Raw genomic sequence first — 23,177 nt, forward strand, 5'->3', positions numbered from 1 at the left:
TTATGTTTTTGAAATGCCGTAATGTACTGTGAATTAAAAACCTTTCTTCCCTGCATACGGGCTCTTAAAAGCAATCCATCCGGTAGTTTTTCCTGCTACCCCCGATGCCGTAGTAGGCGTAAAGCGCACTTTATAATTTCCGTTTTTCGAAAACGTAAAAGCCCCACTGCACATCCCATGGCCCACAATGATTTGGTTTTTGTCTGCAGCCAGGTAAAAGGTGGTGCTGGTATTGGTGTCCAGATCGACCACTTCGGTTTTATACCACGATCCGGGAGCGGCAGGTGGATTGGAAATGCTAAATATAACAGTCGCCGCCGGACCACATCCGTAATATTCCACACTGGAACTGCTGTAGGTAATCTTAGGGGAAATATTCGGGAGGGACGTTTCGATACGGTCTGTAATCCAGTAGACAGGCTCTTTCTTTTTAGTATCCGGATTCCACTGCAGGAGTTCGCGCTCCTCGTTTTGGGTCATGTTGGCATACTGTAAGATGTATTTGGTATTGGGTTGCAAGGTAGTGGCAGGTTTGAATAGGGCTTGGGTCTCGAACATTTGCCCTTTGAAAATGTTGACTACAGTAAGTGCAACGGTACTGCCGTCTGGTGCTTGCAGGAAAACACCCCGGTTTTTAAAGCTTTCAATCGTTTCCTGGTTTTGCGAAAACCCCTGGATGATAAACAGTGTAATGGGGCTGATGTGTTTTTGCTGCGGGAAAAATGCCATACCGCTGGAAGTGCATTCGGCCCGGCTCATCTGGATTCCCAATACCATCACGAGCACAAAGAGTAGCTTTTTCATAAGGCAGTGTTTTGAATTGCCCTTTAAAAGTAAGAAATAAATGGATGAGGAATAGGGAAGTACAGGATCTTTTTGGGATCTTTACGGTATGGAACATCTCGAAAATACCATCCTTGCTTTTGACCACTGGGAAAATCCCTGGACCTTCCAGAAGTTTGTCCTGTCCCATCTTGATACCGATAACCGGAATGTCTTTAACCACTACTGGACCATCGCTACGGCTGCCGAACTCTGGAACCATTCCGATCTTATATTGGGATGTAAAGCCTGTCATAAACAACTCCGGAAGCAGACACCCCTAAGTGATGCAGCAATAGCAGCTATCGTAAGGGCGGTTTCTTATGAGTGGAATTAATTTCAGATTTTTTTATTCTAATCTAAGATCTTTTCTTTCCCAAATAGAAATCCAATTCTTCTTCCAGTGAAGCCATATTTTCAGGATCCAAAAAAGGATCCGCGTCTTGTTGTACGGCAGTTAGCAATTCTTCCAACGCAGTGTGGTCTACATGATCGATAGTGCCGAGTTCCCGTAAGGAGCCGGATAGTTGTTGTATGGTATAATGTAGCCGTGCTGTGGGGCTAAGGGTTTCGAAGTGGGTATAGTCCCAAGCGACATAGGCATATTCGTACCAGTTTTCGAGGGGGAATTGGATTTTGGCTTGTTCCAATGTTTCCGCAATACTAAAATAGATATGGGAATACAGTGGTGTATACAGCGGATGCTGTTTTAGGTTCCGGTGCAGCAGGTCGATCATCATGTTGAGGTACGGCAGTGCTGCAGGTGATTCCTTAAGGTCATACCTCCGGAATTCTTTTACTTTCTTTTTTAACTCCTTTTTGTGGTTCCGTCGTTGTTCGATCTGGCACTCCATCCACTTTAAATGGATTTGTGCGTCGAGGGCTTCGGTATTAGTGCTGTACTGTTTAAGTTCCGCTTCGGTTTGTGGCAGCAGGGGGCGTAAGGCCTCTAAATCTTTTTTAAGCAAGGCGATTTTAAAGTCCCTGTTGGGTACTTCAATACCGTCCACGCGATCGAGGCTCTCCAGGACGATTTCAAAAATAGTTTGAAAATTGAAGGTGTTCAGTTTGTTGTAATCGGGATCGGTAGGAGTATATGGGACAGTGATGTCGGCATATTTGTGGTACAGGAAGCGTTTTTTGAACTTTTGTGCCTTTTTGGGATGCTCGATAAGGGTAATAAAAATGGCCTGAAAGGTAATCCCATGATCAATCCCAATCAGGTGGTCGTTCAGGAACCGGGAAAGTGCCATCGTATTGGGGGAGCGGTTGCTTTTGTCAAAGTCTATTTCTATTCTCATGTAGGCTGCTTTAGGTCGGGTAATCAAATATAGGAAAATCCCAATAAAACAGCCTAACCGAAAATTGTAGGGATTAAAGTTTCGGCATGGCTTAAAGCGATTTACTTATATTCAGGAAGTTCGATGTCGTCTTTTGTAACGTCTTTTTCTTTCTTGCTAAACAGCTTGCCAATTGCCTTGATGGGGCGGCTGGCCACGATACCCGCTACAGTATTGACTACGGCAACGCCAAATTTAGATTTTGGATGCGCAAGCCACGGAACGCCCGGAGGCAGTTTCTGTATCTTTTCAACAAACGGGCGCATCCGTTTTTCGTAGGCGGCAAAGGCTTCTTCATGGGTAGCATGGCGCGAAAGTTCGCCTGCCAAGAGATAGGCACCGACTATGGCTAAGGTCGTCCCCATTCCCGTAAGCGGGGTTGGGCAATAAGCAGCATCACCAATCATGCCTGCACGGCCATTGAACCATCGTGGGGCATGAACCTGGCTGATCCCATCGAAATACACATCATCGTTGGTTTCCATTTCTTTCATCAGGCGTGCCTCTTCCCAGCCGGCTCCGGAAAGCTTATCCTTTAGTATTTTTTTCTGATCGTCGTTGGAAAGGTTCTGGTAACTTTTGTCATCGGAAAGAAAACTGAATGAGGCTCTTGTCGTCCCATGATTATCGGGACGGAGCAACATCACCCTTGATCCGGGAGCAGTATACCAGCGTGCCCATCTGGTATCTCTTGCTGTTTTAGGAATGGTATACCAGGCATTATAAAGGCCCACAAATTTTATTTCGGGCTCTTCGCCAAAGAGTAACGTTCTGGTAGTAGACCGAACCCCATCAGCCGCGATCAATAAGTCAAACACTTCTTTTGTGTCATCACTAAAGGTCACCTCAACAGTGTTGGTATCCTGCTGTACTGCTGTGATGTATTTGCCAAAGACATACTTTACCTCATTTTTAGTGCTGTTATATAAGATATTGACCAAATCCCCGCGGAGAATTTCAGCTTCGCTGGTAAAACTGCTGGCACCGTCTGTTGGAAATGCAGCTTTGACCTCATTATTTCGGTTTACAAATTGCAGGCCTATCTCTCCGGTGTTGGCGGCAAGTATGTCCTGCTCAATCCCCATCATTCTTACGATGGCGCGCCCGGCTCCCCTGATATCAAGGTTCTGGCCGCCCATTCGCAGAGCTTTGGAACGCTCCACTATGGTGACGTCAAAACCATATTTTGCCAGCCAGAACCCCAGCGTTGGGCCGGCAATACTTGCGCCGGATACTATTACTCTCTTTTTACGTTCCATACTGTTCCTTAATTATATTTCCCTGCCAGTCATTTGTAACGCCCGGAAGTGCGGTGCTTTAAGCCCGTTACTCAAATATAGGAAATTTGTGCTTTCGGGTACCTATGCGATCCTGTTGAAGAAGTTGTTTTATGCTCCCTCTCCTGGGGTAGAATGAGGGATGTTCTGATTAACAGGCCGATGCCTGCCGGCTTTCACCTAATGCCTGAATCTATTTTTATTAGGAACTGCCAACGAAATCCTTTTAAATAGTTGTAGCGGTTTATTATTATCTATAAATTTAGTTACGTTTTTAGAGAATAGCTTCCTTACCTCAAAACAGCACTATATGAAAAACAGAATCAGCTATAGCATGCTATTACTTTTTTTGATAGGGCAGATAACAGCCTGTCAGCCTGGAACCAAAATGAGTGCTGTAGAAAATTTTCAGGCACAATGGGGTAATTGAAAATTTAATAAACAATGCTTGTTGCAGGAACTTAAAAACGAATGAACATTTTTAATAAGAACTATGAAGAAAAGCCAATTGTTATGTAGTTTGTTACTTGTATTCGCTTGCGGATGCCAACAAAAATCGCCAACGTATACTACGGATCAGGTAAAAGAGGATCAGGAAAACCAACAGTCGGATGATGTGATGCACTATCGTGATAGCACAATGGAAGTTTATTCGGAAAGCGCGTATACTGCATTAGCAGATCGTAAGTATAAATTTCCATCAACAACTGATTTTGAGCAAATAATCGAGGCGGTTTACCATATTAATGTTAAGAAAGCAAAATTTGATGATGTGTATTTATCAGAGGATAACGGACCCGTCCCGACAGCTGTGAGGCAGAAAAACTTTATTTATATATTTGATCACTATGCGGATGCCGAACCGAATGTGGATCATAATCTGACATTCAATTTGAATAATTACCTGTTTCATAAGAATATCGAATCCAGAAATGTATTGTTAAGCTCCGATAATGACAAAGAATACCTGTTTGATCTCGTAGAGCAGTATGGCTACGCAGATGACGAGTATTTGCTACACTATGTATTGGATAAAAAATATAAAAATGATAATTTCCAAAAGCTGGGTGCCCTTGTATTTATAAAAAAGCCGGATGGCAGTCTTGAGATCAGAACGAAAATTTTAAACTTTACAGCCTCCAATGCTAATGAAAAGGATGTAGTCCTGGCAAGGAATATGCTGTTGTATTGTATCGACCTGATTGATACGGATCCAGATGATGAGTTTTCAGCGGCTCAAAAGGCTAAAATAATTGCATTCGCATCCAATGCAATAGATCCGATCTATAAAAAATACCATCGGATTAACGATCAGCATTGGGGAACTGCGTCCGTCCTGTCCTATTACATCGCTGCTGTAGGTGCGCAAAAATGGAATGAAACGGAAGCAGCCTACCTAAAAGAACAATATTATAACCTGCCAAACTTAGCTGCAATGATAGCATATGCCAATGAATTTGATAGTATCGGTGCTCCGGATTAAGAGGAAGTGCGGAGAATAGGAAGGAGGTATAAAATGATGGTTGAAGCCGTCGTTTTCCCAAACTGTTTTAAAACAAAAAAGACGATCATTGCTGATCGTCTTTTGTTTTTGTGCTCCCCCTCTTGGGCTCGAACCAAGGACCCTCTGATTAACAGTCAGATGCTCTAACCAACTGAGCTAAGGAGGAAGGCGTTTGCCTTATAAAGCGCTGCAAATATAGGGAAAAAATTGATTTCTATGCATAAATCAGCAACCATTTTCTATTGGCCTGAGCTGTAAGTTTATAGGTGATTGTTCTGGGATAATTCCTGTTCGTGTAAGGATAGAATACAGCGTAGGGAATAGGTGTGACGGGATGAAAGGGTCGTTGGGTTGTCACGAATGAAATTAAGAGGTTGAACCGGTGTAAGAATGAAAAAGAAGGAACGGTGTGTTGTAGCTTTTTTAGATTGTGGTACTCTTTAAAATGGTGGGAATGGGATTGAAAAGCGGTATTGGTTTTGGAAGGGTTAAAAAAACGTCGGGAGGTGGTGGATCAAGAACAAAACTTGGGGAGGAATGTCAAAATAAAATCAGAAATTTGCAATCTAAGAATTTGATATGACCCCTATAGAGCTATTGAAGTTTATGCTTCCTGATTTTTTAGTTGACCATTTTGAAGTGGTTTTTTCTACTAATACAGAAGAAATATTACACCTATACTTTGAAGAGAATGCCAAACCTCCGTCAGAATTTAATGGACTTCAGTTAATCTCAAAGGGTTTCCAGGATGAGATCACCATTCAGGACTTTCCTTTGAGAGGGAAGTTTGTGTATCTACACATCAAAAGACGTCGCTGGATCAATAAAGACACAAGTGAGATCGTTAAAAGAGATTGGAATCTAGTTGCCAAGGGAACCCGCATGACTCAGGAGTTTGCGGCTTTTTTAAAAGAAATTAATAGATAAAACTGCTACTGACTGTCGTACCATTGGAGGTTTCTTTGGAGTCAATGGGAAAAAGTTACAAAGACAATACAAAAAATATTTAAGCTCCTTTAGTACGTGGGCTCAACGTGAACATGCGCATGAGTGGATTATTTATCCTGAAAATATAGGTACCCACTTGTCAATTGATGAAGTAGCCTTGTCTCAGGGTGAGCTTTTTACTATTGTAACCAATAAGGAAGCTAGAGGTAAAAAAGGTTGCCTAGTTGCTATTATTGCAGGGACAAAGGCAGATCAGGTCATTGAACATATCTGTAAAATTGATTACAAAAAAAGAAGTTGGGTTCAAGAAATAACACTTGACATGGCTAATTCCATGAAGTTGATTTCCAAAAAATGTTTTCCAAAAGCGGTACAGGTTACCGATAGATTTCATGTTCAAAAATTAGCTCTAGAAGCATTACAGGAGATTAGAATAAAATATCGTTGGGAAGCGATGGATACTGAGAATCGATTCATATTACAAGCGAAAAAAGAAAACAAAACTTATCTCTCAGATCTTTTATCTAATGGAGACTCTGTAAAACAGTTGCTCGCCAGAAGTAGATATGTTCTTTATAAATCCCGCGATAAATGGACCGAAAGACAAAATGAACGAGCCCAATTGTTATTTGGCTTATATCCCGATATTAAAAAAGCATACAGTTTAACCCAACAACTACGAAGTATTTACAACAATCATAACAATAAACACGTTGCGATGACAAAACTGGCACATTGGTACAGGAATGTAGAGGAGTCAGGGTTTAAAAATTTTAATATCCTTTTAAATACTATAACGGTTAATTACCAGTCAATCTTAAACTATTTTGACAATAGAAGTACAAATGCTTCAGCAGAATCTTTTAATGCTAAAGTAAAAGCATTTAGGAGTCAATTTAGAGGAGTGCGTAAAGTAGATTTCTTCTTATTTAGATTATCTAATCTTTTTGGCTAATCCCCAAGCTTTGCGTTTGATCCGAGGTGGTCCTGATGCGATGTGAAATGATTGGAAAAGCAGTTGTTTTTCGAAACTTTTTTAAAACAAAAAAGACGATCATTTCTGATCGTCTTTCGTTTTGTGCTCCCCCTCTTGGGCTCGAACCAAGGACCCTCTGATTAACAGTCAGATGCTCTAACCAACTGAGCTAAGGAGGAAGGCGATTTGCCTTGTAAAGGCGGTGCAAATATAGGGCTAAATTTGGTTTCTGCAAATAAATCTGCAAATAAATTCAAAAAAAATTACCTGCTCGAAATTGCCCGATAAATATCGTTTCCGTTTGCAAAAAGTAAGAGTGCTATAAGCAACACAATGCCAACTATTTGTGCATGTTCTAGGAATTTATCACTTGGTTTTCTTCCTGTAATTATCTCGTATAATAAAAACATTACGTGTCCTCCGTCAAGGGCAGGAATAGGCAATAAGTTCATTACACCAAGCATAATGGAAAGCATCGCGGTACGTCCCCAAAAGATTTCCCAGCTCCAGCTTTGTGGAAAAATATCGAAAATAGCTTTAAATCCACCTACGCCTTTATAGGCTCCGGTTTCCGGATTAAAGATCGCTTTTAGTTGTTTCAGGTACCCTAATACCTCTTCTTTGCCTTTGTGTAATCCGGCAGGAAAAGATTCGGCAAACGAATAATGTTGGGAACTGATTTTGAAATAATCCAGTTTGGCAAGATTGTCTGGAGTCAGGCCACCATAAAAGGCACCCAGTTTACCGTTTTGGTCTACTTTAAGGGATACCGTTTCTTCTTTATTGTCACGCAGTACAACAGCACTTACGGTTTTGTTTTTGTGTGCTTTCAGCAATTCGATCACCTGGTCGGCATAACGGGTTGGAGTTCCATCAAGGCTTAGTACCATGTCTTTCGCTTTTAGCGTTGCTTTATTCGCAGAGCTGTCGGCTACTTCGGCTACCATAAAAGGCATTCTCAGGTTGATAAAAGGCTTTTTCTCGCCTTTCATCAGTTGATCCAGCAGGTCAATAGGCATGTTCAGTGTTTGCTGCTGGCCATTTCTTTCGATTAATACCGTTTTGGCAAAAAGGATTTTACCCGGGATATCATCAAACTTCAGCATTTTTACACCGTCTACTTCCAGGATCTTATCCCCTGTTTTCAATCCGATCTGTTCGCCTACCGGAGTAGTCACCCAGATGCCGTCTTTCAGTTCGCTGTTGGCAATATATTGGTCGCCATAAGCGTAAGCCATACCGATATAAATGATAAAAGCCAGTATAAAGTTTACGGTAACACCACCCAGCATAATGATCAGGCGCTGCCAGGCCGGCTTGGAACGGAATTCCCACGGTTGTGGTGGCAGGGCCATTTGTTCCTTGTCCATGCTCTCATCAATCATTCCGGCAATCTTTACATAACCACCCAGGGGCAGCCATCCGATACCGTATTCGGTTTCACCTATTTTCTTTTTTAAAAGGGAGAATTTAACATCGAAAAAAAGATAGAATTTTTCGACTTTGGTTTTGAATAATTTGGCGGGGATAAAATGACCAAATTCGTGAAGTACAATCAGTAAGGACAAACTCAATAAGAACTGACCGAGCTTAATAACTATTTCCATTTTTTAATTTTAAAATTCGAATTACGCACAAAAGTAAGGTTTTCTGTGCAGTAATCTAATGATAATATTTTGAACGGTTTTAAATGTTTGTTAATAATTAAAAAATACTGTGGCTGTTTATTTCAGGTATAGTAAATTTACGTTTGTCTTTTTTAGGCTATTTTAACCGAAAAGATCCTGGTTTTTTCGAATTCCCAACTCCATACCGAAGCAAATACCGCCCAATTATTATGATAAAACCTTTACCTCTTTTATTTATCCGCCTTACTATTGCCCTGAGTTTTTTCGTCCACGGACTGGTGCGCATCCCTAAGATTGCGACTTTTACACAGTACATGCTCGCGCGGTTCGAACCTACGTTTTTGCCCAAGGGCATTATCATCCTCTTTAGCTATGCACTGCCTTTTGCGGAGTTTACAATCGGGTTGCTGTTGCTGCTTGGGTTGTTTACAAGGCAGGCACTGGCGCTGGGCTGTGTACTCATGTTGTGCTTAGTATGGGGAACGGCCCTAATCGAAGACTGGGCGTCACTGCCCACCCAATTCATACACATTGCCTTTATGGCTTTTCTGCTGAACGCGCTTCCGCAGAATAGTTATGCAATGGATAACCTTATTAAAAAATAAAACTATGTCAGCAAAGTCATTTTCACCACTTACGATCCGGAGCCTTACCTTAAAAAACAGGATCGCCATTTCGCCTATGTGCCAATACAGTGCCGTGGACGGATTTGCCAATAACTGGCATTTAGTACACCTGGGAAGCCGCGCCATAGGCGGGGCGGGGCTGATTATCCAGGAAGCTACTGCGGTGACTCCGGAGGGCCGTATCTCGCAATACGATCTTGGGATCTGGAGCGATGAGCATACCGAAAAATATAAAGCCATTACTCAATTTATCCTGTCACAGGGTGCTATTCCCGGAATCCAGCTGGCACATGCCGGAAGGAAAGGAAGTACCGAAGCCCCCTGGAATGGAGGCCGTAAAATCCTGATAGAACAGGGTGGGTATACCTGTGTTGCTCCGAGTGCTATCCCGTTTCGTGACGAGGAACCGGTTCCGGTAGCGATGGAAACTGCCGAAGTACGCCAGATGGTAGATCATTTTCGGGTGGCTGCACGCCGGGCACTGGAAGCGGGGTATAAAGTGATCGAACTGCATGCTGCACACGGGTATCTGATCCACCAGTTTATGTCGCCACTAAGCAACCACCGCAAGGATGAATACGGGGGTAGTTTTGAAAACCGTGTCCGTTTCCTTTTGGAAATTATCACCGCCGTACAACTGGAATGGCCATCGGAACTGCCGATATTCGTCAGGATTTCCGCAACAGACTGGGCGGATGGCGGATGGAATGCCGACGAATCGGTACAGTTAGCAGTATTGCTTCGGTACAAAGGGGTAGACCTCATCGATGTTTCTTCGGGCGGGAATGTGCCGCACCAACAGATACCGGTAGGACCTTTGTACCAATTGCCTTTTGCCGAAAGGATCAAAAGTGAAACCGGGATCCGTACCGGGGCAGTAGGACTAATTACCGAATCCCGTCAGGCCGAAGATATTATCGTAAAAGAACAGGCCGACCTGGTGTTCTTTGCCCGGGAATCCCTGCGCGACCCCAACCTGCCACTGACCTTCGCCCGGGAATTGAAAGCCGATATCAAATGGCCGAATCAATATGAGCGTGCCCAGCTCAAATCATAAAAAATTAAGTATACCATGCAAAAGATAAAAACAGCACTGCTGTCCTACGGAATGTCAGGAAAAGTATTTCATGCCCCGTTTCTGGAACTCCATGAGGGATTTGAACTCACGGGAGCCTGGGAACGCAGTAAGAAACTCATCCAGCAGGATTTTCCGGAGGTAAAAAGTTATGCATCACTCGAAGAATTACTTGCCGATGATGCCACACTGGTCGTCGTGAATACACCGGTAGGCACACATTATGAATATGCCCGTCAGGCATTATTGGCGGGAAAAAATGTAGTGGTGGAAAAAGCATTTACCACTACGGTAGCCGAAGCGGAAGCGTTAAAACAACTAGCGGAAGAAAAAGGCCTGAAGCTGGCCGTTTTCCAGAACCGGCGTTGGGACAGTGACTTTAAAACCGTACAACAGGTGATTGCCTCAGGGGACCTGGGCGAAATTGTAGATGCCGAAATCCATTTTGACCGTTACAACCCGAAACTGAGCCCAAAACAACATAAAGAAACGGCCAATTCCGGAGCCGGGATCCTCAAAGACCTTGGCCCACATATTATCGACCAGGCCCTGTGCCTGTTTGGAAAACCGGACGCTGTTTTTGCCGATATCCGCATTACCCGTGACAACTCCCAGGTAGATGATGTACTGGATATCCTCCTGTACTATCCCAATACCCGCGTCAGGCTGAAAGCCTCTTTCTTTGTCAAAGAACCACTGCCGTCCTATATTTTCCATGGGCGTAAAGGTTCGTTCCTGAAAAGCCGTGGCGACATACAGGAGGATGAGCTGAAATTGGGCAAAAAACCGGACACTACCGAAAACTGGGGCAAAGAACCCGAAGCACAATCGGGCTTGCTGCATACCGAAAAAAATGGAGTGGACATCCGCAGGACACTACCGACGCTTTCGGGGAATTACTATGCCTTTTATGACGGGATGTACCAGTCAATTGTGAACAATACCAAAGAGCCTGTCACTGCGACGGAAGGCGTACACGTGATGGAAATCATTGAAGCCGCTTTGCAAAGCAGTACCGAAAAAAGGAATATCATACTATAAACCGCAGCCCTTGGGCGAGAATACCGATACGATTATGGAAAAAAGACAATTAGGGGCCACCGACTTACACGTATACCCGATCACGTTTGGCGGGAATGTATTCGGATGGACATTAGACGAGAAAAAATCCTTTGAAATCCTGGACGGCTTTACCGGTGCCGGTTTCAATTTTATAGATACTGCCGATGTGTATTCCCGTTGGGCACCCGGAAATGAAGGGGGCGAATCGGAGACGATTATCGGGAATTGGATGAAGCAAAAGAAAAACCGAAAAGACATTGTATTGACAACCAAAGTGGGAAGCGATATGGGCAGCGGGAAGCAGCTAAAAAAAGCGTATATCCTGGAAGCGGTGGAAAAGAGCCTGAAACGCCTGCAAACGGATTACCTGGATTTGTACCAGACGCATTTTGACGATTTGGATACTCCGGTACAGGAAACCCTGGAAGCCTATGACCAACTAATTAAAGAAGGGAAAGTACGCTGGATCGGGGCTTCGAATATGTCGGCAGAACGCTTAAAGGAATCCCTTGAAACTGCTGTGGCTCATGGATTGCCGGAATACCAGACGTTCCAGCCGCATTACAACCTGTATGAGCGTAAAGCTTTTGAGGAGACATTAGAGCCAATCTGCCTGGGGCATAACCTGGGCGTACTGAATTACTATTCGCTGGAAAGCGGTTTCCTGACCGGGAAATACCGTACCAAAGCTGATTTAGGGAAAAGCCCGAGAGGTGCGGATATGGATAAATATTTTAATGAAAGAGGCCTGCGTATCCTGGCGGCACTGGATACTGTAGCGGCAGAATACAAAACCACCCAGGCTACTGTAGCTCTAGCCTGGCTGATTGCACGCCCATCAGTAACCGCACCGATAGTGAGTGCCACAAGCCTGTCCCAACTGGATGCGATCATCAAAGCCCCGGAACTGGTACTCGGTGAAGAAACACTGCGCATGCTGACTACAGCAAGTGCCTGGTAAACAAAAAATAAATAAAGGCCCTGCTTCGGTGGGGCCTTAACTATTAAATAGCATAAGATGAAAGTATTTATCACCAGGGTAATTCCCGAAGCGGGACTGCAGTTATTGCGGGATGCCGGGATTACCATTACACAATGGGAAGAGCCACGCGAACTGACCTCTGCCGAGCTGATCGAACACTGCCGTAATGCAGACGCTTTATTAACCGCAGGACGCTCTACAATTGATGCGGCCTTCCTGGAGGCGTGCAGCCACCTGAAAGTGGTATCCTTATTTTCGGTAGGGTATGATAATGTGGCGATCGCAACAGCGACAAAACTTAAAATCCCGGTAGGGCATACACCGGATGTATTGAGCAAAGCAACAGCTGATGTGGCATTCCTGCTGATGCAGACCACGGCACGAAAAGCTTTTTACCACCATCAGCGGATCCTGGACGGGGAGTGGGATTTCTTTGAGCCCAAAGCCGGACTGGGTATCGATTTGCAAAACAAAACCTTAGGCGTATTTGGCCTCGGGAAAATAGGATTTGAAATGGCGAAGTCCTGTAAAGGTGCTTTTGAAATGGACATCCTGTACCATAACCGCAGTACCAATGCGGAAGCGGAGGAGAAATTAGGCGCCCGTAAGGTTTCCTTTGACGAACTGCTGGCGCAAAGCGATGTGATCAGTGTGCACGCGAACCTGAGTAAGGAGACAAAGGAGTTGTTTAATAAGGCGACTTTTGCGAAAATGAAACCCAACGCGATATTTGTCAATACGGCACGGGGCGGTATTCACAATGAGGCGGATTTATTAGCCGCATTACAGCAAAAAACAATTTGGGGAGCCGGACTGGACGTAACCAACCCGGAACCGATGGATCCGGAGAATGCACTGCTGCGCCTGCCGAATGTGTGTGTATTGCCACACATCGGGTCTTCAACGGAAGGCACACGCGACCAGATGGCGATACTGGCGGCGAAAAATGTTATTGCCGGGCTGCGGAATGAAAAATTGCCGAAAGTAGTGAACCCTGAAGTATATGGGTAAGACGAATTAAAATAAAAACAGATGAAAAAATATATAGCAAGTGTATTGTTCCTGGGCGCAATCCTGATCGGTTTTGGACAGGAAAAAGACCTGAAGGTATCGGAAATCAATCTGGAAAACTTATCCTATCCCTATCCGGTCAAAGAAATAAAACTGGACATCCAGGGGCAATCCCTGATCATGGCCTATATGGATGTAGCCCCCCAAAAGCCCAATGGCAAGACGGTGTTGTTATTGCACGGGAAAAATTTTGCGGGCTACTACTGGAAACAAACCGCAGCCGATTTGGCAAAAGCCGGCTATCGTATCATCGTGCCGGATCAGATTGGATTTGGCAAATCGTCTAAGCCAACGACTATCCAGTACAGTTTCCAGTTGCTCGCCCAGAATACAAAAGCAATACTGGATGGGCTGAAAATCGATAAGGTCAATGTATTAGGGCATTCGATGGGTGGGATGCTGGCCACGCGTTTTGCACTGATGTACCCGGAAAGAGTAGAGAAACTGATCCTGGAAAACCCGATCGGACTGGAAGACTGGAAAACGGTAGTGCCCTATCAGTCGGTAGATGATTGGTACAAAGGCGAACTGAAACAGGATTATAAGAGTATAAAGGACTATCAGCTGAAATTCTACTATGATAACAAGTGGAAACCGGAATATGATGAAGGTGTTAATGTACTGGCAGGCTGGACGATCAATCCGGAATATCCGGTGATTGCCAAAAATGCCGCCCTGACCTATGATATGATCTTTACCCAACCGGTAGTGTATGAATTTGAAAACATAAAAGCGCCTACCCTGCTGATTATCGGGCAACGCGACCGTACGGCACTGGCGAAAGGCAAAGCGCCCAAAGCGGTACAGGAACAGTTGGGAAATTATCCGGTTTTGGGGCGGGCGACTGCTAAAAAAATAAAAAATGCAACTTTGGTAGAAATTGATAATGTCGGACATTTGCCTCATATTGAAGCATACGATAAATTTATCGGCCCGCTTTTGAAATTTCTGAAAAAATAGAACATGCAACAGACTGAAACGACCACTAACCGGCTTCGCCTCCGGATTGCGGTGACCTTATTTTACTTTAGCCACGGATTGTGTTTTGCCACCTGGGCAAGCCGCATCCCGGATATCAAAACGATGCTCCACCTGAGTGATGGCAGCCTGGGGACTATTTTGTTTGCCCTGCCGGTAGGACAGTTGGTCATCATGCCGTTCTCCGGAGTGCTGGTCACGCGTTTCGGAAGCCATAAAACGCTAATTGTCTCCCTGGTTTTATATGCGCTTGCACTGACGAATATGGGATTGGCCACCACGGCCTGGCAACTGGCACTGGCCTTATTTATTTTTGGACTTGCGGGCAATGTGACCAATATTTCGGTAAATACCCAGGGCGTGTATGCGGAAAACCTGTACGGGAAGATTATCATGTCTTCGTTTCACGGGGCATGGAGTATCGCAGGATTTACAGGCGCATTGATAGGGCTATTGATGATTTCACTACAACTGACGCCTTATGTGCATTTCTGGATCATAAGCGGTGTAGTGTTCCTGATCATTGCGCTCAATTCGCATTACCTGCCGCGTGTGGAAGAGAAAAAAGAGGTGGAAAAGAAAAAAGGCTTTACCCGGCCGGACAGCTTCCTGATTTGGATCGGGATTATTGGTTTTTGCAGTATGGCGAGTGAAGGGGCGATGTTCGACTGGAGCGGTGTCTACTTTAAAGATGTCATCGGTGTAGACGGATCGCCGGTCATATTGGGTTATACATCCTTTATGATCATGATGGCCAGCGGACGGTTCCTGGGTGACCGCATGGTGCGTAAGGTAGGACGCAAAAGGCTGATGCAGGTGAGCGGTGTAATGATTTCAACGGGATTGTTCACCTCGGTATTGTTTCCGTACATTATCCCTTCTACCATTGCCTTTATGATGGTAGGCTTGGGCGTATCGTCTATCGTGCCTATCGTCTATAGCCTTGCAGGCAGGAATGCTAAAATACCGCCGAGTATCGCACTGACGATTGTATCGAGTGTGAGTTTCCTTGGCTTCCTGATGGGGCCACCCCTGATTGGGCATATTGCAGCATTGTCAAGTCTTCGGATTTCATTCGCTGTGGTAGGGATTTTTGGCTTTTTTATCACCTTTATGGTGGGACGGATTAAAGGAATTGAATAACAGTATAAAAAAAATAAAGAGTATGGAATATCGTAAAATAGGAAATTCAGATTTAGAATTATCAGCCATTACTTTTGGTGCCTGGGCTGCCGGAGGATGGATGTGGGGAAGTACAGATCGTAATGATGCCATCAAGGCGATCCAGGCTTCGTATGATGAAGGGGTCACATCTATTGATACAGCACCCATTTATGGACAGGGCGATAGTGAATCTATTGTCGGGGATGCTCTGAAGGGGATTTCCAGGGATAAAGTACAGTTGGTGACCAAGTACGGCATGCGCTGGGATTTGGCCAAAGGTGATTTTGCCATGAAAAGCAAAGACAACAGCGGTAAAGATATCGATGTTTATAAATATGCCGGTAAAGAAAGCATCATCAAAGAATGTGAAGACAGCCTTCGCCGGTTAAAAACCGACTATATTGATCTGTACCAGATCCACTGGCCGGAATCGACGACGCCTATTGGGGAAACGATGGAAACGGTAGCACAACTGATCAAAGAAGGGAAAGTGCGCTATGCCGGAGTTTGTAATTATTCGGTAGACCAGATGAAGGAAGGCGATCGTTATGTGAACCTTATCTCCAACCAGGTGCCCTACAGCATGGTAAAACGGGAAATTGAAAAAGAACTGGTGCCGTATGCACTGGAAAACAACAAGTCAATTTTAGCTTATAGCCCGTTAGAAAGAGGATTGCTAACCGGAAAAATGAAACCGGGGCATCAGTTTGCTGAAGGTGACCACCGTGCTGGACTCTATTATTTTAAAGACGAGAACCTGAGACGGACGAATGCATTCCTGAGCACAATAGCTCCATTGGCAGCGGATAAAAACGTATCCTTGTCCCAATTGGTACTGCGCTGGACGATTGAACAGCCGGCTATTACTATTGCTTTGGCGGGTGCCCGAAATGCACAGCAATCGGTACAAAATGCAAAAGCGATCCAGGTACAGCTAACCAAAGCGGAAATCGACCTGATCACGAACGAACTCAACAAACTCGAACTGGTGAAGTAATTCTTTTTAAGATGTTTCACTACTGATCCAATTCAGGAAGGCGCTGTTTGTACAGCGCCTTTTTTTGTGCCCGGAAGCCCATTGTTCCTAATTCTTTCCTATTTGCAGTTTTAGTTTTGACTCAAATACGATTGATGATGCAAAAAATGATATTCCTGCTGTTTGCTTTAACAGCCACGCTTTCCGCTTACAGCCAAAGTGTTCCTGATACACTACACGTACAACCCCAAAAACTAAAATTACACCATGCCGAACCCTTATATCTGGATCTGATCCGGGATTTGGGTGCGCGTAAAGGGGAAAAGGAGCTTAATTTTGGAATGGGGATAGAAGATTATAAAAAGTACAACAGCTACTCCGGATTTGTGGAATATGAATTTGCCCCGGCAGATCGTCTGGGTGTGGAAGTGGAAATCCCGTTCCGGTTTTTTCAACGGGTCGATGGGGTGTCTACTACTGCAATGCCGCAGAACCGTATCGAGGGCGTAAAGCTGGCTACGCAATATACGTTCCTGGTATCGAATAAATACCAGACTTCAATGGCAGTAGGCTACATACAGGAGTTTGAATTTTCCTCTTTTTCAACGATCGACCATCAGGGGAAATTCCTGGAAGGGACTTTATACAACCCGATTTTTATTGTAGCCAAACGTTGGACTCCTGCCATCCATACGTTGCTCTACACGGGACCAGTATTCGAACAGCATTTTACAAACAATAGGGTACATACCCTGGCACAGGTCAATGCCAATTTGCATTATGTATTTCCGGGAAGCGGTAATTTTGTAGGCCTTGAAACCAATATGGAGTTTTCTGAAAATAAACCGTCAGTAATTTTCAGGCCCCAGATCAAACTGAAGATTTCAGATGGTGTGGCAATTGGTTGTCTTGCAGGCATTCCGGCACGATCTTCCGAACGGGGGCTGAGTATTATGACCCGGCTGATCTGGGAACCTTAATGTTTATTTTTTGATGAATTTAAGCTGTTGGTTTCCAGCTGAGGTGAGGATCGAGATAAAATGTACCCCCGATGCCAACCCCGAAATATTCCATTGGGTTTGTGATCCGGTTTCCAGTACGTTTTGTCCCAGTACATTTTGAAATACGGCTTTCTCCAATACGACACCTTGCGGCAGGCTGAGGTTCAGTTGTCCCGTAGCCGGATTTGGATACAGTTTTACCTCGGAAAGCATGGAGAAATCGGTATTGGAAAGTGTTGCGGTGCTATTGGCTGCAATAATATCAGCATTGACATTAAAAGCAATCGATGTTACTGTAAACGGAATGTCCCTGATAAATACTTCGCCATTAACGGTATTGTCCAGCACAAAGTCCTGTTGCTGTCCGGCACTGCCAAAGGCTCTTACTGGCACTGGCAATTCGAAGAATGTATTCTCTGCAGGGATAGAGCTGGTTTGGTTTACTGTGAATTTCACCTGTCCGGGAGTATTGTTTTGTGCCGTGATGGTATATTTCGGATAACCCTGTCCATAGACCCAGTCATTGAAGAATGCCGTCAGGTTTTTTCCGGATACTGCTTCGAGGTGGGATTTCAGGTCTGGGGTTTTGGCATAACCATACGCAAGATTGGTATCGGCGAGGTAGTTGCGTAATCCCTGGTAAAAATGGGTATCGCCCAGGATATAGCGGAGCATGTGAACCACCATTGCGCCCTTGTTGTAACTCAGCCTGCTGCTGAAAATACGGTTGACACTGCTGAGGTCGGCATCCGAAAGGTATAGTGTTCCGCCGGGTAGGGACGTGATGTTATTAATGAGGCTCTTTTTCCAGTTGACAAAAGGAACGGGGCCATCTAAATGCTCGCGTACCAATCCGGAGAGGTAAGTTGCAAAACCTTCGTTGAGCCAAATGTCTTTCCAGGAACCACAGGTGATTTTGTCCCCGAACCATTGGTGCCCCAACTCATGCGCAATCAGTTCCCGATCAAAGCCGCCCATAAAAGAAACGGTGGTGTGTTCCATACCGCCACCCCAGCCAAATTGGGCATGACCATATTTTTCGGACGCAAAGGGGTAGGTTTCGAACAGGCTTTCATACAGGTTCATAATCGGTAGTGTAACGGCTAATTGCGTTTGTACGGTAGCCATACTCTCCGGATAGATGTAGTTTACAATCGGGAAGTTATTTGGAGCGGTACCGGCTTGTTGCGTATAGATCTGGTAATTTGTTACGGCAATAGCAATCAGGTAGGCCGGGATAGGGTAGTTGTGGCGGAAATGGGTTGTTTTTTGCCCATTGGCAGTCGTTTGCCCAACCTGAAGGCCGTTGGATACGCTGGTGTATTGTTGCGGTGCCGTAATATACACATCGATTGCATCGGCTTTATCAACCAAGTCCTGTTTGCAGGGCCACCAATCCAGTGCGCCATACGGTTCGGACAACGTCCATAAAATGGGAGTGCCGCTATGGGTGCTGGTGGCAAAGGAATCATTCCCAGTAGGCGGAGCTCCCTGGTATACAATTGTAACCGAATCCAACACGCCTGTTGCCTGTTGTTGCGGTAGGGTGATGACTAATTCGTTATTGGTATTTTGGGTATACGCGAGTGTCGTATTCCGCTGTTTGACAGAACTGACGGTAAGCTGGTTGGAAAGGTCAAAAGTTACGGTATTCATCGGCGTTACTGCCCTAAAATGCGTCGTTACATTCCCTTGTATGTTGTATTGTGCAGGATTAACGGTAAATCGGAGGCGGTGGTATACCACATCGTAATTGGCAGTATTGGCATTGCTGGTAAAGTTGATCAGGGCGGAAGCAGCTTTGGCTTCAGCCTCGGCGATAGTGCCTGTTTTTTCCTGGATAGACTGCCCGGAACTAATTGTGGCAGAAAGCATCAGCAGGAAGTAGCATACTGTTTTCATTTTAGGGAAATTTTCCCAAATGTACTATTATTTTGGTCATAACAACACGGGAGCATAAAAATATAAGTATTGCTGTACGCTTGTAAATCAGTGGTTTCCGGATGGTATCGCCCGGGTTTTCCAAATAATTACATTCGGTTCTTATTATAGAAAACAATTCGTTAAATTTGCTGCCTTATAAAAGATAAACTTATGTTACAGATTGCATTTATTAGAGAGAATCCTGAGAAAGTGATTAAGGCTTTAGCAAAAAGAAATATCGATGCTACAGCAATCGTGGAGGAAGTAATTTCGCTTGATGAACAGCGCAGAGCTGCACAGGTGGAACTGGACAACACGTTATCCGAATCTAATAAACTATCGCGGGACATAGGCGAATTGATGAAAAGTGGGGAGAAATCCAAAGCGGAAATCCTGAAAGTAAAAACGGCTTCTTTAAAAGAAAAAGGAAAAGCACTTTCTGAAAAAGCGGATGCATTGGCGGATGCCCTGACCCACAAATTGTATACGTTACCCAACTTGCCAGCCGAGATAGTCCCGGAAGGTAAAACTCCGGAAGAGAACCTGAATGTTTTTGAATCAGGAGCGGTTCCGGTATTGCATGAAGGTGCACAACCGCACTGGGAGCTGGTAAAGAAATACGATATCATCGATTTTGAATTGGGAACCAAAATTGCCGGTGCCGGATTTCCGGTTTACAAAGGCAAAGGCGCCCGACTGCAACGTGCATTAATCGCTTACTTTTTAGATAAAAATACAGCCGCAGGCTATACAGAATACCAGGTACCACACTTAGTGAACGAAGCTTCAGGATATGGAACCGGGCAATTGCCGGATAAAGAAGGACAGATGTACCATTCTACGGTGGATGACCTGTACCTGATTCCTACTGCTGAGGTTCCGGTAACGAATATGTTCCGCGATATGATCCTGGACGAAAAAGAGTTTCCGATATTGTGTACAGCGTATACACCTTGTTTCCGTCGTGAAGCGGGTTCTTATGGCGCACACGTACGCGGGCTGAACCGCTTGCATCAGTTTGATAAAGTGGAAATCGTACGGATCGAGCATCCGGAGAAATCCTATGAAGCCCTGGATGGTATGGTAGAACACATCAAGGAAATATTAACAGAATTACAATTGCCATACCGCGTTTTAAGGCTTTGTGGTGGCGATATGGGATTCACTTCAGCCCTGACTTATGATTTTGAAGTGTTCTCTACAGCACAGGACCGTTGGTTGGAAATCAGTTCTGTTTCTAATTTTGAGACGTTCCAGGCCAACCGATTAAAGCTGCGTTTCCGTGATAAAGATGGTAAAAACCAATTGGCACACACCCTGAACGGAAGTTCATTGGCCCTGCCAAGAGTGCTTGCGGGTATCCTGGAAAATTACCAGACTCCGGAAGGTATCGTAATACCGGAAGTATTGCGTTCGTATACCGGATTTGATATTATTGACTAAATACTATAGACAATAGTTTATAACGACAATGTACTGATTGAGGACAGAAATTCTTATATTAGTACATTGTTTTTTTAAGCACAATTACAATCGGGCACCCTACCGATTCCCGATGGCGGGAGTAGGATACCGGGTATCGGTTTACAGCAAATGAAAAAAATAATTCTCTATATCAGCCTTCTTTTTTCCGTGATAGCTTTCGCACAAAACGAACAGCTGGCACAGAATTATTTTGATAAAGGGGAATTTGAAAAAGCACTCACCCAATATGAGGAATTGTTCCGGGCACAACCGAATAATTCGACCTATTTCCAAAAGATCATATTGTCCTGCCAACAGCTGCAGCACTATGATAAAGCCGAAAAACTGATACAGGAGCGCTATGAGAAGTACAAACTGCCCAATTTACTGGTAGAGTTAGGGTACAATTTCCAGCTTCGCAATAATCCCTCTAAAGCACAACAGTATTACGATAAAGCGATTGAAGGCATTCGGGAGAATCCATCAGCGGTATATGGTGTCGCCAATGCTTTTGAAACGAAAGTCCTGCTTGAAAACGCCTTAAAATCGTACAACCTGGGAACGACTTTGAATCCCAAAATGAATTTTGATTACCAAAAGGCATTGCTTTATGGTCAATTGGGGGACACGGGTAAAATGATCGATATGTTTCTGGATTATGCCTACAGCAATCCCGGTAACAGCGGTATTGTACAAAATCAGCTGGCTCGTTTTATAGGCGATGATGTAGATGGTGTTTTTAGCGCTTCCCTGCGGAAGGCATTGTTGCTGAAAGTACAAAAAGACCAGGATATCTTCTGGAACGAATACCTGAGCTGGTTTTTTGTACAGCAGAAAGACTATGGTAAAGCTTTTATCCAGGAAAAAGCCATTTACAAGCGAAATCCCGAAAACTTTTATAATATCGTCAACCTGGGAGAACTCGCTAAGGAAGAGGAAGAAACGGAAACGGCCAAAGAAATACTGACTTTTGTATTGGAAAATACTCAGGATACGGACTTGCAGATACGCGCCCATCAGTTCCTGATGAAAATGAAAATAGACAAAGCTACGGCTAAGGATAATCCGGCGATACAGGCGGAGATGGAACTACTGTTGAAGAAATATGGCATTAGTCCCTATTCGATTGCACTGCAGGAATTGTATGCCCATTTCCTGACATTTAACCTGAACAAGCCGGAAGAAGGGAAAAATGTGCTGAAAAAAGCTTTAGAGCTGCAACTGAACAAATACCAAAGTGCTGAAATTAAGATGGAATTGGCCGATATATTGTTGTATGAGCAAAAATACAACCAGGCCCTGATCTATTATTCCCAGATTGAAAATGACCTTAAGAATGATGCGGTGGGGCATGAAGCCAGCCTGAAAGTCGCCAAAACCAGTTACTTTAAAGGGGATTTTGACTGGGCATTAAAACAGCTAAAAGAACTAAAATCGTCTTCTTCGCAACTGATTGCCAATGATGCGCTGGAATTGTATTTGCTGATTAACGATAATACCAAAGCCGATTCTACACAAACGGCATTGAAGAAATTTGCGAAAGCCGATTACCTCTTGTACCAAAATAAGCAAAAAGAAGCGTTGGTTCAGTTCCAGTCAATACTGACCGAAGATAAAGGCAATGCAATTGAAGATGCCGTGCTGCTAAAGATGGGTGGGATTTATGAGAAGCTGGGTGATTATACATCAGCTTTAAATCAATATCAAAGTATAATGAGTAACCATGCCGAAGGAATCTATATCGATGAAGCATTGTTTTTTGCGGCTGAAATTTACAACAAGCAACTCAAAGACCCGGAAAAGGCCAAGCCACTCTATGAGAAAATCCTTTTCAATCACCCGGATAGTATTTACTTTATAGAATCCAGGACCAAGTTCCGACAGCTTCGGGGAGATACCAATTTATAAGACAGCAGATGCTGATGTGCCGTAAGGCTTTTTAGAAAGATTAAAACAGATTATCATGATAGTATACAATGTTACCTCCAATATAGATGAATCCATCCACGACCAATGGCTTGATTTCATGCAAAACAAACACATTCCAAGTATGTTGGCTACCGGAAAATTCTCTCAGGCGCGCCTGGTGAAAGTATTGGTAGAAGAAGAAATGGGTGGCGTTACATACTCCATTCAGTATACGGCTGCCAACAAGGAAGACCTGAGCCGTTTTTATGCGGAAGATGCCCCGGCATTGCGTCAGGAGATTCTGGCTTTGTTTGCCGATAAAGTGCTAACGTTTCGTACAGAGCTGGAAATTATCAGCGAGCACTAACCGACCACTACACGTTTTGTATTCCCGGATCCTGAAGATTTCAATGATCCACAAGCCGATCGATCGAATTCCCGAAAGATCTAAA

21 protein-coding genes and 2 tRNA genes are annotated in these 23,177 nt (G+C 44.3%); 16 read left to right on the forward strand and 7 right to left on the reverse strand.

Annotation, left to right across the window (positions count from 1 at the left end; translation table 11 throughout):
* Positions 1-33 precede the first annotated feature (33 nt).
* Entirely contained in the window at positions 34-804 is a 771-nt protein-coding gene (locus FK004_RS05635; RefSeq protein ID WP_108736387.1) for a hypothetical protein, read from the reverse strand.
* 88 nt (positions 805-892) lie between these two features.
* Between FK004_RS05635 and FK004_RS05640 the strand changes: the two genes are divergently transcribed.
* Complete coding sequence (locus FK004_RS05640) at positions 893-1,159, forward strand: hypothetical protein (protein ID WP_108736388.1); 267 nt, start codon at positions 893-895, stop codon at positions 1,157-1,159.
* Between the two features lie 22 nt (positions 1,160-1,181).
* Here the strand turns inward: FK004_RS05640 and FK004_RS05645 are convergent, their stop codons facing one another.
* The gene (locus FK004_RS05645; protein WP_108736389.1) at positions 1,182-2,123 is read right to left on the reverse strand and encodes a hypothetical protein; all 942 of its coding nucleotides are present in this window, start codon (positions 2,121-2,123) and stop codon (positions 1,182-1,184) included.
* A gap of 101 nt (positions 2,124-2,224) precedes the next feature.
* A complete protein-coding gene (locus FK004_RS05650; RefSeq protein WP_108736390.1) occupies positions 2,225-3,421 on the reverse strand; it encodes an FAD-dependent monooxygenase in 1,197 nt (398 codons plus the stop codon).
* A gap of 511 nt (positions 3,422-3,932) precedes the next feature.
* Between FK004_RS05650 and FK004_RS05655 the strand changes: the two genes are divergently transcribed.
* Positions 3,933-4,922: an LptM family lipoprotein gene (locus tag FK004_RS05655; protein ID WP_108736391.1), complete on the forward strand. Its 990-nt coding sequence runs from the start codon at positions 3,933-3,935 to the stop codon at positions 4,920-4,922.
* 113 nt (positions 4,923-5,035) lie between these two features.
* On the opposite strand, the gene FK004_RS05660 is transcribed toward FK004_RS05655, so the two are convergent.
* A tRNA-Asn gene (locus FK004_RS05660) sits at positions 5,036-5,109 on the reverse strand.
* 413 nt (positions 5,110-5,522) lie between these two features.
* On the opposite strand from FK004_RS05660, the gene FK004_RS05665 reads away from it, so the two are divergent.
* Both FK004_RS05665 and FK004_RS05670 read left to right on the forward strand, forming a co-directional pair.
* Positions 5,523-5,870 carry an ISAon1 family transposase N-terminal region protein gene (locus FK004_RS05665; RefSeq protein ID WP_108736392.1) on the forward strand — a complete coding sequence of 116 codons (348 nt, stop codon included), beginning with the start codon at positions 5,523-5,525 and terminating at the stop codon, positions 5,868-5,870.
* Between the two features lie 22 nt (positions 5,871-5,892).
* Positions 5,893-6,846, forward strand: a complete 954-nt coding sequence (locus FK004_RS05670; protein WP_227871705.1) for an ISAon1 family transposase — start codon at positions 5,893-5,895, stop codon at positions 6,844-6,846.
* A 126-nt stretch (positions 6,847-6,972) separates the two neighbouring features.
* On the opposite strand, the gene FK004_RS05675 is transcribed toward FK004_RS05670, so the two are convergent.
* A tRNA-Asn gene (locus FK004_RS05675) sits at positions 6,973-7,046 on the reverse strand.
* An 84-nt stretch (positions 7,047-7,130) separates the two neighbouring features.
* Positions 7,131-8,474: an RIP metalloprotease RseP gene (rseP, locus tag FK004_RS05680; protein WP_108736394.1), complete on the reverse strand. Its 1,344-nt coding sequence runs from the start codon at positions 8,472-8,474 to the stop codon at positions 7,131-7,133.
* 143 nt (positions 8,475-8,617) lie between these two features.
* Here rseP and FK004_RS05685 point away from each other — a divergent pair, with 143 nt between their 5' ends.
* From FK004_RS05685 to FK004_RS05725, 9 genes are all read left to right on the forward strand, one after another.
* The gene (locus FK004_RS05685) at positions 8,618-9,100 is read left to right on the forward strand and encodes a DoxX family membrane protein (RefSeq protein WP_227871678.1); all 483 of its coding nucleotides are present in this window, start codon (positions 8,618-8,620) and stop codon (positions 9,098-9,100) included.
* Positions 9,101-9,104: 4 nt separating this feature from the next.
* Complete coding sequence (locus tag FK004_RS05690) at positions 9,105-10,178, forward strand: NADH:flavin oxidoreductase/NADH oxidase (RefSeq protein WP_108736395.1); 1,074 nt, start codon at positions 9,105-9,107, stop codon at positions 10,176-10,178.
* 15 nt (positions 10,179-10,193) lie between these two features.
* Positions 10,194-11,237 carry a Gfo/Idh/MocA family oxidoreductase gene (locus tag FK004_RS05695; RefSeq protein WP_108736396.1) on the forward strand — a complete coding sequence of 348 codons (1,044 nt, stop codon included), beginning with the start codon at positions 10,194-10,196 and terminating at the stop codon, positions 11,235-11,237.
* Between the two features lie 10 nt (positions 11,238-11,247).
* Positions 11,248-12,219: an aldo/keto reductase gene (locus tag FK004_RS05700; RefSeq protein WP_317046968.1), complete on the forward strand. Its 972-nt coding sequence runs from the start codon at positions 11,248-11,250 to the stop codon at positions 12,217-12,219.
* A gap of 57 nt (positions 12,220-12,276) precedes the next feature.
* Positions 12,277-13,251 carry a 2-hydroxyacid dehydrogenase gene (locus tag FK004_RS05705; RefSeq protein ID WP_108736397.1) on the forward strand — a complete coding sequence of 325 codons (975 nt, stop codon included), beginning with the start codon at positions 12,277-12,279 and terminating at the stop codon, positions 13,249-13,251.
* A gap of 21 nt (positions 13,252-13,272) precedes the next feature.
* Positions 13,273-14,271, forward strand: coding sequence for an alpha/beta fold hydrolase (locus FK004_RS05710; RefSeq protein ID WP_108736398.1), 999 nt, complete (start codon positions 13,273-13,275; stop codon positions 14,269-14,271).
* A 3-nt stretch (positions 14,272-14,274) separates the two neighbouring features.
* The gene (locus FK004_RS05715) at positions 14,275-15,432 is read left to right on the forward strand and encodes an MFS transporter (protein WP_108736399.1); all 1,158 of its coding nucleotides are present in this window, start codon (positions 14,275-14,277) and stop codon (positions 15,430-15,432) included.
* Between the two features lie 22 nt (positions 15,433-15,454).
* On the forward strand, positions 15,455-16,450 hold the full coding sequence (locus tag FK004_RS05720) for an aldo/keto reductase (RefSeq protein WP_108736400.1): 996 nt from the start codon (positions 15,455-15,457) through the stop codon (positions 16,448-16,450).
* Between the two features lie 134 nt (positions 16,451-16,584).
* Complete coding sequence (locus FK004_RS05725; protein WP_108736401.1) at positions 16,585-17,409, forward strand: HAEPLYID family protein; 825 nt, start codon at positions 16,585-16,587, stop codon at positions 17,407-17,409.
* 3 nt (positions 17,410-17,412) lie between these two features.
* On the opposite strand, the gene FK004_RS05730 is transcribed toward FK004_RS05725, so the two are convergent.
* The gene (locus FK004_RS05730; RefSeq protein ID WP_108736402.1) at positions 17,413-19,332 is read right to left on the reverse strand and encodes a M1 family aminopeptidase; all 1,920 of its coding nucleotides are present in this window, start codon (positions 19,330-19,332) and stop codon (positions 17,413-17,415) included.
* A gap of 192 nt (positions 19,333-19,524) precedes the next feature.
* Between FK004_RS05730 and serS the strand changes: the two genes are divergently transcribed.
* The 3 genes from serS to FK004_RS05745 all read left to right on the forward strand — a co-directional run bounded on the left by serS (position 19,525) and on the right by FK004_RS05745 (position 23,092).
* Entirely contained in the window at positions 19,525-20,796 is a 1,272-nt protein-coding gene (gene serS / locus FK004_RS05735; protein ID WP_108736403.1) for a serine--tRNA ligase, read from the forward strand.
* 150 nt (positions 20,797-20,946) lie between these two features.
* Positions 20,947-22,725: a tetratricopeptide repeat protein gene (locus FK004_RS05740; RefSeq protein WP_108736404.1), complete on the forward strand. Its 1,779-nt coding sequence runs from the start codon at positions 20,947-20,949 to the stop codon at positions 22,723-22,725.
* 55 nt (positions 22,726-22,780) lie between these two features.
* Positions 22,781-23,092, forward strand: a complete 312-nt coding sequence (locus tag FK004_RS05745) for a DUF4286 family protein (protein ID WP_108736405.1) — start codon at positions 22,781-22,783, stop codon at positions 23,090-23,092.
* Positions 23,093-23,177: the final 85 nt, after the last annotated feature.

It is taken from the genome of Flavobacterium kingsejongi (assembly GCF_003076475.1).
In the GTDB taxonomy this organism is placed as follows: domain Bacteria; phylum Bacteroidota; class Bacteroidia; order Flavobacteriales; family Flavobacteriaceae; genus Flavobacterium; species Flavobacterium kingsejongi.

Excerpts from the sequence above, each read along its gene's own strand:
- FK004_RS05640 (WP_108736388.1), top strand. The coding sequence starts at position 893 with ATGGAACATCTCGAAAATACCATCCTTGCTTTTGACCACTGGGAAAAT.
- FK004_RS05710 (WP_108736398.1), top strand. The coding sequence starts at position 13,273 with ATGAAAAAATATATAGCAAGTGTATTGTTCCTGGGCGCAATCCTGATC.
- FK004_RS05705 (WP_108736397.1), top strand. The coding sequence starts at position 12,277 with ATGAAAGTATTTATCACCAGGGTAATTCCCGAAGCGGGACTGCAGTTA.
- FK004_RS05690 (WP_108736395.1), top strand. The coding sequence starts at position 9,105 with ATGTCAGCAAAGTCATTTTCACCACTTACGATCCGGAGCCTTACCTTA.
- FK004_RS05720 (WP_108736400.1), top strand. The coding sequence starts at position 15,455 with ATGGAATATCGTAAAATAGGAAATTCAGATTTAGAATTATCAGCCATT.
- FK004_RS05665 (WP_108736392.1), top strand. The coding sequence starts at position 5,523 with ATGACCCCTATAGAGCTATTGAAGTTTATGCTTCCTGATTTTTTAGTT.
- FK004_RS05740 (WP_108736404.1), top strand. The coding sequence starts at position 20,947 with ATGAAAAAAATAATTCTCTATATCAGCCTTCTTTTTTCCGTGATAGCT.
- serS (WP_108736403.1), top strand. The coding sequence starts at position 19,525 with ATGTTACAGATTGCATTTATTAGAGAGAATCCTGAGAAAGTGATTAAG.
- FK004_RS05650 (WP_108736390.1), bottom strand. The coding sequence starts at position 3,421 with ATGGAACGTAAAAAGAGAGTAATAGTATCCGGCGCAAGTATTGCCGGC.
- FK004_RS05745 (WP_108736405.1), top strand. The coding sequence starts at position 22,781 with ATGATAGTATACAATGTTACCTCCAATATAGATGAATCCATCCACGAC.
- FK004_RS05725 (WP_108736401.1), top strand. The coding sequence starts at position 16,585 with ATGATGCAAAAAATGATATTCCTGCTGTTTGCTTTAACAGCCACGCTT.
- FK004_RS05645 (WP_108736389.1), bottom strand. The coding sequence starts at position 2,123 with ATGAGAATAGAAATAGACTTTGACAAAAGCAACCGCTCCCCCAATACG.
- FK004_RS05655 (WP_108736391.1), top strand. The coding sequence starts at position 3,933 with ATGAAGAAAAGCCAATTGTTATGTAGTTTGTTACTTGTATTCGCTTGC.
- FK004_RS05730 (WP_108736402.1), bottom strand. The coding sequence starts at position 19,332 with ATGAAAACAGTATGCTACTTCCTGCTGATGCTTTCTGCCACAATTAGT.
- rseP (WP_108736394.1), bottom strand. The coding sequence starts at position 8,474 with ATGGAAATAGTTATTAAGCTCGGTCAGTTCTTATTGAGTTTGTCCTTA.
- FK004_RS05715 (WP_108736399.1), top strand. The coding sequence starts at position 14,275 with ATGCAACAGACTGAAACGACCACTAACCGGCTTCGCCTCCGGATTGCG.
- FK004_RS05635 (WP_108736387.1), bottom strand. The coding sequence starts at position 804 with ATGAAAAAGCTACTCTTTGTGCTCGTGATGGTATTGGGAATCCAGATG.
- FK004_RS05695 (WP_108736396.1), top strand. The coding sequence starts at position 10,194 with ATGCAAAAGATAAAAACAGCACTGCTGTCCTACGGAATGTCAGGAAAA.